The sequence below is a fragment of the Gemmobacter nectariphilus DSM 15620 genome, assembly GCF_000429765.1.
Classification (GTDB): Bacteria; Pseudomonadota; Alphaproteobacteria; order Rhodobacterales; family Rhodobacteraceae; genus Wagnerdoeblera; species Wagnerdoeblera nectariphila.
This window is the reverse complement of record NZ_AUCM01000038.1, coordinates 1-12,704: the sequence shown is the minus strand read 5'-3', so window position 1 is coordinate 12,704 and position 12,704 is coordinate 1. Positions and strand designations below refer to the sequence as shown.

13 protein-coding genes are annotated in these 12,704 nt (G+C 58.5%); 10 read left to right on the top strand and 3 right to left on the bottom strand.

Annotated features, from left to right (window positions below):
* Positions 1–277, bottom strand: a 277-nt coding sequence (locus tag G481_RS25690; RefSeq protein ID WP_154664682.1) for a transposase, incomplete at its 3' end; no start/stop codon positions are given.
* A gap of 63 nt (positions 278–340) precedes the next feature.
* On the opposite strand from G481_RS25690, the gene G481_RS24540 reads away from it, so the two are divergent.
* The 3 genes from G481_RS24540 to G481_RS25680 all read left to right on the top strand — a co-directional run bounded on the left by G481_RS24540 (position 341) and on the right by G481_RS25680 (position 2,379).
* Complete coding sequence (locus G481_RS24540) at positions 341–1,210, top strand: hypothetical protein (protein ID WP_051294648.1); 870 nt, start codon at positions 341–343, stop codon at positions 1,208–1,210.
* Positions 1,211–1,447: 237 nt separating this feature from the next.
* Positions 1,448–1,711 carry a pyocin activator PrtN family protein gene (locus G481_RS0118110; protein ID WP_028031250.1) on the top strand — a complete coding sequence of 88 codons (264 nt, stop codon included), beginning with the start codon at positions 1,448–1,450 and terminating at the stop codon, positions 1,709–1,711.
* A gap of 419 nt (positions 1,712–2,130) precedes the next feature.
* The gene (locus G481_RS25680; protein WP_078527705.1) at positions 2,131–2,379 is read left to right on the top strand and encodes a hypothetical protein; all 249 of its coding nucleotides are present in this window, start codon (positions 2,131–2,133) and stop codon (positions 2,377–2,379) included.
* Positions 2,380–2,520: 141 nt separating this feature from the next.
* Here G481_RS25680 and G481_RS0118105 read toward each other — a convergent pair whose 3' ends face one another.
* Entirely contained in the window at positions 2,521–3,303 is a 783-nt protein-coding gene (locus tag G481_RS0118105) for a hypothetical protein (protein WP_154664681.1), read from the bottom strand.
* A gap of 504 nt (positions 3,304–3,807) precedes the next feature.
* On the opposite strand from G481_RS0118105, the gene G481_RS24535 reads away from it, so the two are divergent.
* Together G481_RS24535 and G481_RS0118095 are read left to right on the top strand one after the other, a co-directional pair.
* On the top strand, positions 3,808–4,341 hold the full coding sequence (locus tag G481_RS24535) for a helix-turn-helix domain-containing protein (protein ID WP_078527709.1): 534 nt from the start codon (positions 3,808–3,810) through the stop codon (positions 4,339–4,341).
* 5 nt (positions 4,342–4,346) lie between these two features.
* Complete coding sequence (locus tag G481_RS0118095; protein ID WP_028031248.1) at positions 4,347–4,772, top strand: hypothetical protein; 426 nt, start codon at positions 4,347–4,349, stop codon at positions 4,770–4,772.
* A 245-nt stretch (positions 4,773–5,017) separates the two neighbouring features.
* On the opposite strand, the gene G481_RS0118090 is transcribed toward G481_RS0118095, so the two are convergent.
* Positions 5,018–6,376 (bottom strand): hypothetical protein, encoded by a 1,359-nt coding sequence (locus G481_RS0118090; protein WP_211235234.1) that lies wholly within the window; start codon positions 6,374–6,376, stop codon positions 5,018–5,020.
* Positions 6,377–6,460: 84 nt separating this feature from the next.
* Here G481_RS0118090 and G481_RS26105 point away from each other — a divergent pair, with 84 nt between their 5' ends.
* From G481_RS26105 to G481_RS0118070, 5 genes are all read left to right on the top strand, one after another.
* Positions 6,461–6,712 carry a hypothetical protein gene (locus tag G481_RS26105; RefSeq protein ID WP_154664680.1) on the top strand — a complete coding sequence of 84 codons (252 nt, stop codon included), beginning with the start codon at positions 6,461–6,463 and terminating at the stop codon, positions 6,710–6,712.
* Positions 6,713–6,903: 191 nt separating this feature from the next.
* On the top strand, positions 6,904–7,557 hold the full coding sequence (locus G481_RS0118085; RefSeq protein WP_028031246.1) for a hypothetical protein: 654 nt from the start codon (positions 6,904–6,906) through the stop codon (positions 7,555–7,557).
* Complete coding sequence (locus tag G481_RS0118080; protein ID WP_028031245.1) at positions 7,554–9,482, top strand: coiled-coil domain-containing protein; 1,929 nt, start codon at positions 7,554–7,556, stop codon at positions 9,480–9,482. Before G481_RS0118085 ends, G481_RS0118080 begins: the two co-directional genes overlap by 4 nt.
* Entirely contained in the window at positions 9,436–11,424 is a 1,989-nt protein-coding gene (locus tag G481_RS24530) for a hypothetical protein (RefSeq protein ID WP_154664679.1), read from the top strand. Before G481_RS0118080 ends, G481_RS24530 begins: the two co-directional genes overlap by 47 nt.
* Positions 11,425–11,946: 522 nt before the next feature.
* Positions 11,947–12,704, top strand: a 758-nt coding sequence (locus G481_RS0118070) for an Arm DNA-binding domain-containing protein (RefSeq protein ID WP_028028695.1), incomplete at its 3' end; no start/stop codon positions are given.

The following is a 12,704-nucleotide window of genomic DNA, read 5'->3' as shown; positions in this document are numbered from 1 at the left end:
CGTTGGCTTGACGGAGTTCGCGCACCTCACGCTCCAACTCCTTGATCCGGGCTTTCTCAGCCGTCGTCTGACCCGGCCGCTCGCCACCATCGCGCTGAGCTTGACGCACCCAAACCCGAAGGCTGTCCGGCGAACAACCCAATTTACCTGCAATCGCCGTCAGCGCTGCAGCTTCGCTTTGATACTCATCGCGGTGTTCCCCCCCCAGCCGCACCGCGCGTTCGCGGAACTCGGGTGAATACGGCTTCGCGGTCTTCTTCTTTGATGTCTGTTCCATAACGGGCAATTCTCCGAGAGTTTTGCCCTCCGGTAAACCCGGGGCGGTTCACAGGGATTGCTCGTGACCCAACCACATGAGTACCCGGACTTCCGCATCGAAAACAGGCTTGGCGGTTCGGCATGGGTGGAAGCCGTGACGGCCAATCCGGCAGATCCTTACAACCATGTGAACGCGCCGCCGAGCGCCTTGCCAGCCGACCGGGAAGAGGCGTTTTTCGGCGCCGGAGCTTTGCGCTTTGCCAAAACGATCGGCAACAAGCTTGCTCGCAACTATGATCAGTTGCCGCATGTAAAAGATCAGCCCTTCGCCCTGGCGATTGCGGACTTTCAGGCACCGGCATCGATGATCTGGAGCCGGGAAGGACTGATCGGATATCTCTATGGCGAGGGCGCAGAAGAGGTTGAAATCGACGGGCGCATGTTTGCGCATCCGACGAAGGCATCTCACCTCAAGGGCAAGGCCAGATTTCCCGCCGGCCTGTTTGCCGATGCGGGCCATGCCGAGCTCTCCGCAGTTATCTTTTCGAACGCGTGTTCGATGGCCAAACTCAACCGCGTTGCGGTATCGGGTCAGGGTGCACCGAGTGGTTTGCGGTACATGCGGATTGGCAACTTCTTTGACAGGACGCCGGGCGCTCTCAGGGGCATCCCTTTCTGCCTTGATGTGACCAGCGATGAGTATCGCAACCTCTGGCCGATAGGGAGTGAACCGTGGTCGGCTGAAATCGAGGTCTTTCACAATCCGTTCGCGCACCACCCCTTGCCATTTGAGCTTCTGCCGGAGGCAACACACTGGTTCGACCAGGACGGTGAGACGGTGTGTCGAAGTTTTTACGAAACCTCGATCCTTTGGTCCCAGACACTGATCCAAAACGACACGGATCCACCGCCGACCCTGGAGCAACTGATGTCGAAGTGTCCAAAGGCGTGAAAGGCTTCATGCCGGATGCACCGAAGGTGCTCGCATTCGATCTCCCGAGGATGCTTGCGACCCGAGGTACGCCTTATGCATGACCACCCAGGCACGGGTTCCCTACCCCTTCAGACGCTTCAGATAGTCTCTCCGACCCAACGTACCCGTCCGATTTGCGCTCCATGCTATCCGTTTCCCCGCCAACCCGCTGCGGGCCCTTCTCCCAACTATGCCATCGTGCTTCACTCCGGGATCATGAACACGGCGTTTCTCTTGATAGCAATGTATTCCGGGCGACCGATCATTCCCGCTGAGGATGTCGCCAGGGATTTTTTCGGCCTGAGTACCGACAAGTTCATCCGCAAAGTCTCGGCCGGTTCCATCACCCTCCCCCTCGTCCGCATGGAAGCGTCGCAGAAATGCGCCAAAGGCGTCCACATCGATGATCTGGCCGAGTACCTGGACAAGAGGCGGGCTGCAGCCGTCAAGGAATGCCTGCAACTGCAGGGACTGCGATAAGCCTGCCCCACAAGGAGCATCGCCAGAGGCCAGACTGATATTTGACCTCGGGCAGTAGCTGCACGCTCTCATTGGGCAAACAACTCGAGGAGCTGCTCCCCCCGCGGGCGGCTCGCTGTTGGGAAGCGTCCGGCAAGTAATGCAGTTCACGCCCCGGCGTGGTCCGGGCCGGAACAGTCAGAATCTGCGCTCAGATCGCTGAAGCAGAAACTGCTTGCAGCAGCCTTCGACGAATGAGTAACCGCTGCACCGCAGGTCCCGACCTGGCTTGCACGCGGTGTCGGAAAGGCGGCACATGAGCGGCGAAGCTTGTGCCCGAGTACGTCGGCAAAAATTTGTAGGGTGGACTTGCAGTTGCAGGAACTCAACCCCAGATATGGCATGTTGAAACCAATCGCATACTACATAGGGAGGCCCTCATGGCGATTAATCGTAAAGGCACTTCGAGTAAGGTTGCCTCTCTGGCAGCCGACACACTGTTCAAACCAGGTTCTTCTCAGGTTGCCCGAAAGCTTGCCGGCTCGGCGCTGTCACAGTCCCGCACCGGTCGTCAAACGGGTGCCGAAATGGAAGATCTGGCTTCCAAGGTCCTTCGTAGCGATCGCTACTCCGACAAGACGAAAGCACTCGCAGGTTCGGTGCTGTCCCAATCGAACAAGAAGCGCTGACCTCTGGGCCGGCAGGCAGGGCGCGGCCGCTGGCATAGCCGATGTCCAAAGTTTGGTTGGTGAGCGCTTCGCGCTCACCAACGACTATTTCTGGCGCGGATCAGAGTAATCATTCTCTCCCGGCTCGGGGGCAGAGACAGCTTAGGCGGCGTCTTCGTTTCGGACGGAGTGTGGCTTCATCGCGACGACCGATTTCATTGAGTAATTGAACCGTGGGTGCAGCCTTTCCCCCATCCGGTGCCGGCCATTCATCTGGAAGCCAAGATGCAACATTGCGATGATCATATCCGTGTTCGATACGTAATTGTGTCCGATCACCACGTGTCCGAAGAGCCGGAAGGGCGTTTCTTCGGCTCGGTGCTTCAGGAAGTAGGCCCCTTTTTCTTGCATCGTCTTGATCTTCTCGAGGCAGGACGCATAGGCCAGCGCATGAAGGAGGCTGTCACGTTTCGCGATGTCCGTTACCTTGGCACGAGACTCGCTGATCCGCTTGCGCCAGATTTCTGACCGGACATTGCCCTGCATGTGGACAGGCACACCAGCCAGCTCGTCGCGGATGTGGCGGTTTTCCGGCCAGAGATATCTGTTGCCGTACCCCATGTCGTTGATTTCCGGATCCCGTGAGGCTTCCTTCACCATAACGGTCGTCGCGAGGATATCGTAGATGTTCCGGGCCGACACGACGAGCGCGCGCGAGCGGGCGAAGTCTGCTGCCGCCTGGAAAGAGAGCTTGATTTCATGCTCGCGATCAGGCGCGGCCTGGAGCGTCTGCCTGAAACCCGTGGCGGTGTGAAAGCCTAAGGCGCGCGCAACGAGCTCCGGGCGGAGACTGGGTGCGATACTCGGCAGATGCAGTGCCTCGGCCCTTTTCAAGTTAGGCAAGTCGGTTGCAGACAGGTGAAACGGAATGGTTGCGTCGATCATGCTCATCTCCAAGGCCGTGATCGCCGGTTAGACACGACCATCGAGTGAGAGATCGAGGTCAAGTGCAGCATCAGGAGACGAAGGTTTCAGCCGGCGACAGCTACGGGATTCACCCTTAAAACTGAACGTAGTGGTGAGTCGTGCGTGTTGCAACACCATCTTTGAAGAGGCCGCGGGTTCGGGCATTCGACGAACGCGCGCAGGCCACCGATGTAGCGCTTGCCACGAAGACGCGCTATCCTGGTGAGAGAAACCGGAGGTTTTCGGGGGTTGACGGGCATTTCGCGATGGCAAATATTTGCCCCCACGGGTAGGTGTAGATCTCGGCCCACCTGACCCAAGAACCTGAACAGCTAAGTACCGTGATCCAGTCATCGGGAAGCCGCAGTCAACGGGATACCGGAATACAGGTGGGCGTAGAAACTGCACACCGCCAACCCTTCGGAGCGCCTTGTTCCAAGGAAACGTGGCTCGTAGTTCCAATGCCGAAAGGAGGCACGAGCCATGCCCCAGAAAAAGACCCCGCCACAAAAGGCAGCACCCGCCCCGGCAAAACGCCAGAAGTCTTCGACCGAAAGGATCTTCGGTCCTGCTGTTATGAGCCACGGATTTACCGGGGTTCCGAACATTCTCGTTCGGGGCCAGAAGCGTCTTGGGTTGAACACGGCCCAGTTCAATATTCTGGTTCAGTTGCTGAGCTATTGGATGGACCCGGCGAAGCCCCCCTTCCCGTCGAAACGGAAGCTGCTTGAGCGTCTGGATATGTCTGAGACGACCTTGCAGAAGCATATTCGCGACCTGGAGGCACAGGGGTTTCTGAGGCGCGAGCAGCAAACGACAGCAGCAGGGGATTTCGGATCGAACATCTATCATCTCGACGGGTTGGTTCGGAAGTTGAAGAAGCTTGCCCCGGATTTTGACGACGAACGGGCTGAACGTGAAGCCGCGCGCCAGAAAACCGAGCGCCCGAATGCACGCGCAAACGCTAGGGCAGCGGCTGCCAGGCAGCGACCGACAGCGACAAAGACCGAGGACTGAGACCGATGTCGATGACCCCGATCCTGCATCCTTCGGGTGCCCTCGCCTTCGGACGGCTGCTTGAGATGCGCGCGCCTGGCATTATCCTGCCCGCCGGTGAGATCCGCCTTTTTCGTGGTCGGCACACTGGTCCCAATCGCGGCTTTGGCGCCGAGCACATCTGGGCTGAACACGAGCGCGAGATGATCGCGGCCGGCTTTCCTGATTTTGGGTCCGTGGCTGGGTATGTCGCGACGATTGTCCGAGAGGGCACCCCCGTCTTTTTCGGGGATCACAACTGGAGGTCTCTCAGGGTTATGGCTGTCCGCTCGCGGACCGGGACCGCGATTGTTGAACACCGTACCCCACGTTATGAGGATGCGCATTGGTCGGTGATCACGGCCTTCTCTGGAACGAAAACGCACGGCACCCGTGTGGGAACCGTGCGTTGATCGATGTGCTCGCAGTAGCAGCGCGTCCTTAGCTCAAGGGGTCGGACGCCACCCTTACGTGTCCTGCAAATGGCTCTCTTGGCAGAACCATCATCCAAGTGGGCGGAGCGATATCCAAGATAACCCGGCCCAAGATGCTCTTTATGGCACATCGCAAAGATAATGATTGAGCGCAGAGAGTCAAGGATTGTGCTGCGTACGCAGACCTAAGGGGACGCTTACAGTTGTTGCACCGGACCACTCCCCTACTCAGGTTTCCAGGCGCAATCCGTCCAGTGCTGCTCATGGCGCCACACGAACTCGGTCATCGATGTGATGTTTGCCTCAGGGCTCCGGCACGCGCGAGCACAAGTGGCGACGACCTCCTGATAGAAGGATCGGTCGACCGAGAGAGAGCCAGCGAAGTTGAGGATCAGGTCGTCGAGCCGATCAGCAATCCGATCGCCACGGGGAACCATGACGAAGCTGGGTGGCGACCCGTAGGTATTGATCAGGATATATCGCCAGCTTGGATCGGCCGCACCGGTACTGGGAAGCAGTTCCCAAGGGTTTGCGTCTCCACCGCCAGAAATCTCGGTGTAGACGGCCTCCAGCGCCTGTGGTTTGCGCGCGATCAGCACATATGGGCCGAATGCGGTGAAGTAACCTGAGCGCTCATCCACGCCTATGCCAAGAAGCCTCTCGAGGCGGTGGCGGACGTTTTGGTCAAGATCCGCACGGCCGGAGATGAACCACTGGAGCTCTCGAAGTGAGATCCCGACTGCGGTCGCGATTTCGGCGGGAGGGTTTGGCCAGCACTCAACGAGGTTGCGGGCCAGAGCCGGGACTTCCTCACGACCGTTGTAGGGTGGATCATCGTCGACCTCATTCCGACCTGAGCCCCGCTCTTGCCCCGTGAGCAGCCAGATCCTTCCGTCAAGTTCGTCCTTATGGAAGTATCGAGGTTGCGTTGGTGGTATTGTGGTCTCTTGGGGGTAGAGCCAGGGCCCAGGTGTCCAATCCATCCCGTTGGCGCAGAACCGTTTGGTTTCACGAACTGGGAGCCCGAGCCATTGTTCAACTCGGTCGCGTGTCTCCCGGCTTTCGCTCGCACGGGCTCCACGACTGCTTTCGTAACTATGGCTGTCCGCAGCTCTTTGACACAAGGCCGAAACCGAGTCTCCCTGCCCGGGGCGTTCAGTGCGGCACCACCCCAACCAGCGCGCAGCATCTTGGGCTGATCGCAACGCTGCTGGATGGGTCCTATCGCCGGCCTCGGCAATCGTGAGGCGCACACCGATTTTTGCCAGGTCTGAAGCCAGACTCGGGCATGCGCTGGCCACGTGACGATTGACACGCAGCATGTCCGGCATTCCACGTAAGCCCTCGCCTTGCGCCCATGCCTCCTGTAGGACAGTCAGAATGGGCTTCGGTTCAGCAACTGTTGAAAACGTCATCCAGCGTATGGGCAGCCTTGCTACACTGAGACCGTAGATCAACAATGGGGAAAGGTCGTGTCGTTTCGCGTCGGCAAGCCTAATCGGATCGCGCACGGAAACAACACCATGTTTCGAGTGCAGGAAAACGAACCTCGCCACCGCAACATAGAAAAATTGCTCACGCATCATTCTCTCTGCAGACACCTAGTAGCTCCAATGGTTTTCAGTCGGATACTTCAAGCCTAATGCCCCAATCTGCAACGATGAAGAATGAAATTGCGATCCCTATCCGTTGGCTGGCTCTTCAATTACCTGCGTTGGCATTTCTCTTTAGAAAATCCGAATGATGGCACCGCAGCATGGCAGTCGCAGCAAGCTGGCAAGGCGGCCGGTCGGGGAAACCGTAGAGAGAAACTCGCCGGATCAGCGAGAGACCGCGTGAAGACGGGCCGCCGCGCTGCCCACCAAGTTGCATCAAACCGGGGAACTGACGGCCTTCAAGGCAATATTGTTTATCAATGATAACCCTATCGGAACTCTCGAAAAGAAAGCGCGCATAAATTAAAGCTAGGCGGATGATACATCGAGCCTTTATCGTAACGTTCAGTATATTTCGCGCCGAACATAGCGGCTTTAGCTAGTCTTTGCGAGGTAATCGGGCATTTTTAAAGGCAGGGCAAGTTGGCGAAGATCGAGAGCAGGATCAATTCGAAGTGACGGAAATAGCAGTTGCCAGCGAAAGGCAGACAGCCATACGGTTGCTCGCCTGCATTCAAGCGGCCGGCGACAAAATTGATCCCAGCCGCTGGGGACAAGATATTGTTTGTGTACTGCACTCCCAATCGCGCCTGCAGGCGCTCGACTTCTGGATGCGCAATCCAGATTATCTCGCCAACGAACTCCTAACGGAGTTCGAGACGACTGGTGAGCGTGATCTGCTGACAATCGTACAGAGTATATTCCATGAGCGCGAGCCCGATCTCCGACGCCTACCGATGGTGCGCTATCTGTTTGGGGCATTTGAGCCGCTCGACAATGCACTGGCGATCCTGCGGGCCGCTGACCTCATTCGCATCAAGCGCGACGGTGCTCCTGGCGGCAAGATCCGCGAGCATCTCTATCTATTGACCTCCGCAGGCGAAGACGCGTTAGGACGAATAGCTGCTGCTGCGCCCGAACTCGGCTGGTATCGTGATCGTGCTTCCATCGTGGCACGGGTGGCCGGCGCACAGGGCGGCAAGGCGCTGAAGGATAGACAGTACCTGCAGGCCGAATACGCGGGAACGGAACTTAGCCATATAATCCAGCCGATTACAGATCGGGTGCTGGCGCGGCTTGCCGCAATCTTGGAAAGGCTCGACGAATGACCGGTGGCTGGCTGGAGACAGTTGCAGAAAAGGCAGGTATGCGCCCCGCAGAGGCGGACCTTGCTCTTCGCAAGCGAGGAATTGTGGCTGACCGACCGCTGCGGCCGGCGCGTACGTTGACGATACGCCGTATCGCATTCAAGGGAGAAAAGCGCGGAACCGCACAGGGCTCAATCGACTTCGACTGGTCGGAGCTGACCGCCGGCGTCTGGGCGGTTACAAGCGAGCGAAACCTCCGTGGTAAATCGTCCGTTCTGGAAATCCTGCTGTGGGCGCTGCGAGGAACGCCCAAGGGTTTGCAGGACGATGTGCGCAGGTGGTTGTCCTGGGTGTGCGTAGAATTCGATGTCGATGATCAGCGCTACGTGGTGGAGTTTGCAGTCAATGAGCGTGTACCGCGTGGCACTCTAGCGCGCCGCCGCGCCTCCGGCGAGACAGACGAACTGGATCGCTTCATGTCGGACGAGGGCTTCGATGCCGCGATGTCGCACTTTATGATGAACACGCTCGACCTCGACCCGATTACGGCAATGCAAGGCAAGGAGGGCGAGCGCCAAGTTGTCGAACATGGCTGGGCTGCGCTCTCGGGTGGTCTCTATTTCGGCGGCGACCATAAGCAGTTGCTCGGCGATGTCCAAATGTCAGGCCTGCCAGCACGCATGCTGCAGATGTATATTGGTATGCCTTGGGCGACGACTGTGATGCAGGCCAGCACTGCCAAGCGCGAGCTTGAACAAGAAGTCGAAAAAACGTCCAAGGCAGCTACGGCGGCGGCAAAAGACGCGGAAACGGCACGCGAACGGATCGATCTCGAACTCCGAGCTGCTAAGAAGAATCTTGACAGTTTCGCGCAGGTTACAGCTACAGCCGCCGAACTCGAGCGACTTGCCGGCGAGGTGGCCCGTCTTTCACCCATCGCTCTCGATCTGGAGCAACGCCTAGCCCGCGCCGAGGCTGAAGCGACCGAATTGGAACGCTTCGCGAATGCGGACGAACGGGCGGTGCGTGATCTCCGAGAAAATATTGTTGCGACACAATTCTTCAATGGACTACAGCCAGTTTGCTGCCCACGTTGCGAGACGCGCGTGTCGCGTGAACGGTTGAAGCGCGAAAGCGCTGAACTGAGCTGTTCGCTGTGCGCCGAAAGTATCCCAATCGAAGAGATGGAAGGGGAGAGCGACGGTCTCGACGCGCTCGAAAAGCGTTTCGCTGCCGCTAAAGCTGCCGCCAATCGTGCGCGTGCCAATGCTAAGACACTCAGAGATAAGTCGAGGATGAGCAGCGACGAACTCGAGAAGGCACGCCAAGAACTCTCCAAGGCGGCAACGAGTACCACATTCGAAGAGCGTCGAAAGGCGGAACTTGAAGTTGCGCGACTGGAGGGCGCTCTGAAGGAGCGCCAGATGCCGGCGCGCCCCGTCACTATTTCTCCGGATGTTGCGCTTGTCAGCGCAGCTCATGCAGAAGCAGACAAAGCCTACAACGTTGGTCGCGGCGACATATTAGAGCGCTTGAATACGGAGATTCTCGCGCTGGGACAGCGGCTCGGCGTGCAGATGCTCGAGGAAGTAAAGCTCAATACAAATGCCTCCCTCCGACTTACCAAGGGTGGAGAGTCAACCAGCTTCAGCAAGGTGACGGCAGGCGAGCGCCTGCGGTTGCGGATCGCGACTGCGGTGGCTCTGCTTCGGGTCGGACAAGAAAGGGGTCTCGGTCGCCATCCCGGCCTCCTCATAGTCGACTCTCCTGCTGCTGAAGAAGTGAGCCCCAGTGATCTGACCGCCGTATTGAGCGAGCTTCAAGCGATTTCGCGTGAAACCGAGGGACTACAGATCTTCATCGGAAGCGCCAATGCCAGCGCGATTATTGATCAGCTCGGTGAGCAATGGTGCCAGTCCGCGACAGGCGACGATTATCTATGGTAGCGCGGTCACCTTCGCGCTTGGCAGCATGAGTGCGCTTTCTCTTCTCGAGGCGCGTCTGGCTAACAGCCAGCCGATCACGATTGATGATCTTGGCGGCGTGGATGAAATCCTAGCAGACGCTGACCGGCTCTATGCGTCGCCTTTCCTCGACATACTCACTGACATGATCAGTGCTGCCCCACCTACCGAAGGCGCGCGATTACATAACTTTTTGATCGGCGGCTTCGATGTGGCACGCGATCCGCAATCCTTCCGCGACGCGATCGACCGGTTCATCAGCGACGCAGCGATGCGCCATGCCATGGCGCAGGCAGTTGTCGCAATCTTCACGCGGCGAATTCGGGAACACGCAACCGAGCGCGAAACACTGATCGCTGCCTATTCGCTAGAAGGCCTTTTCCGTTTGGCGCTGGAAGGCGATGTGAGCCGTCACCGCCCTCTACTCGAACTCGCCGAGGTCGCGCCCGATGTGCCAGGCCCTTTCGCTCAGCATGTCGCAAAGATTGGCGGAGCCGCTTTCCATGCTTGGGGCGAGGATGAGCTGCTAACGATGCTCCACCGGCTGCTCGGCAATGAGGAAGCAGAAGGCGAAGCAGCTTTCGAACTCGGCCTGGCACATTTGGCGCGCGCGCTCGATGGCGAAGATATGTCGAAGATCCTTGCCGGCCTCAGCACAGCGCGGCTGCTTTTCGAACGCGCGTGCGAGGCTGATGATGATCGGTCGGATGCGCGCGCCTATCGATCGGCTATTGATCTCGTTCTCGGCTTTGCGGCAAACCGGAGCGCCGCTGATATGCAAGAAACGCTGACTGATCTGGTCACCGCTGCGCGGGAACGTGCAGCAGTGCTTCGCACTGGCTGCGTGGCTCCATGGCTTGCCCCCCGTCAGGACGTGGATCTTGAATGGTTCGAACTTGTGCGCATTGTCCAGCGTGCGGCCGACGATCTGGCCCGTCCGAGCTGGATCAATGCCGCTACGACGATGGATCGCATCCTCGCCGTCTATGACGCCAGCTGCACCATCGCGCACGGCGACGGTATGCGGTCCGTGCTGCGGCCGCGGATCGAGGCTTCTTTTCTGCGCGAACGCGGCCTCGCCGCTCATCTCGATGACCTACTCAGCGAAGGCCAATGGCCCGATGCACAGCGAACGATCGCGCACAGCCTCCGTACACGATTGGATGAGGTCTACCGTGCTGGTGCCAGATCGGGAAAAGTCGGGGAGAATGAGCAATATCCGCTGCTCGCGCGCATTCTCCCGGAGGGAACTTCGACCGAGCAGATTCCGTCCGACATGATGCGAGTTCTCGAGGCCGGACTCGCCAGCCATGCGGCTCATGGCCACGAGCTTGCCAATCCGGTCCTGCAACGTGTGCTGGCGTCGTTACGTGCTCAACTGTCCGACAGCACCGAGTATACAGGCGAGATTCAGCAGACGTTCGACGCAGTCCTCCAACAGATTTTGATATTCTGTAGTGACCGGCAGAATGCCGATATTCGCGACCTCGGCGCGCGCGGCACCTATCTGCGCGTCCAGGATCCGAGCGAGGCAGACCTCCAGTCTGACCTCCGCGACTTCCTCAAGGGCAATCTCGTGGGTGCGGAAGTGCTGTCCGAGGTGCGCGGTGTCGCGACTGGGCGGACAGATCTCTACATCAGTCTGGGCGGCCCGACTTTCATTATCGAACTCAAGAAGCATGAGGGTGAATTCTCACCCGAGACTGCCAGCCGCTATCTGGCGCAAGCAACCAGTTATCAGGCGGCGAATGTCCGGCTCGGCTTCCTCGGTGCGCTCGAACTTGTTGATCGCTCAGGGCCGGCGCCAAACATTGAGGAATGTCTGTGGCACAGTGCCTATGTTCCCGAGGGGGGCGCGCTTGCACGGCACCTCATCGTCTTCAGGGTTCCCGGCCGCCTGAAATCCCCATCTGCACTCCGCTAAAGCGCCTAAATCCAAATATGGCGACAACCGTCCCTGATGATCGTCGATAGTGCGTGCACCTCGACCTTCAGGACACGACACAGTCGCTCGCTCTCAGCTTACGACGCAACAGACAGGAAATCGGCGCAAATTTGGTACTTGGTACAAGCAAGTAACGACTTAGGCATCGATTTTATATTATAAATTAAAAACCAACCGTCCAATCCATCACGGGATCATCTACGACCGCGCGACAAGCCCGGCAGCGCCTGGGCGCTCTGGCTAGCGAGCCAAAACCGCGGAGTCTCGAGGTTAATGGCGCACCCATCAGGATTCGAACCTGTGACCTCTGCCTTCGGAGCAATTAATCGTGGCCTATCCGAAATGCGCGACGCAGCACGCCACGGCACGCTAACATATTAAAATCGCTTGTGTTTAAGCTCGCTCGTCGTCGAAACCAGTAGCCGCAACTACTCCGTAGCTTTCGCCCGACTGCTTACGTGGTGCTTACGCGGCTCAGTTGCTCTGATGACGAGGTTGATGATGCCAAAGATCACAAAACGGCTGGTTGAAAGCGTTAAGAGCCAGAAGAAGGACTACGTCGTCTGGGACAGCGACCTGCCTGGCTTCGGGTTGCGTGTTTTCGCTTCTGGGAAGCGCAGCTACGTGATCCAGTATCGCCGTGACGGACGGTTGCGCCGCTATACGATTGGCCTCCACGGTATCTGGACTGCCGAAACAGCCAGACGAGAGGCCAAGGTCCAGCTAGGGCGCGTCGCTCAGGGCGATGATCCGGCCGAAGAGCGCCACGAAGACCGACAGGCCATGACCGTGCAACAGCTCTGTGAGCGCTACGTCGAAGACCTGCACGCCGGCCTCATCCTCGGGAAACGTGGGCAGCCCAAGAGACCATCAACGGTCTCCACCGATATCGGGCGGATCAATGGGCATATCATCCCGCTGATCGGCAAGAAGTGGGTGCGTGATCTGACCAAAGTGGATGTTACGAAGATGATGAATGACATCATCCTCGGCAAAACCCGCGCTACGCGAAAGACCAAAAAGCTAAGGGGCAAGACGATCTTGTGGGGTGGCCAGGGCACAGCAACCCGGGCGGTCGGCTTGCTGGGCGGTATCCTCACCTATGCTTCGGAGGCGGGCATCGTCGACACGAACGTCGCGCATGGCATCAGGAAGCCCAAAGATCGCGTTCGCGACCGGCGTCTGACACACAGCGAGTATCAGTTGATGGGTAAGATTCTGGACAAGGCCGAGCGGGATGAAAACCTCGCCACCATGGT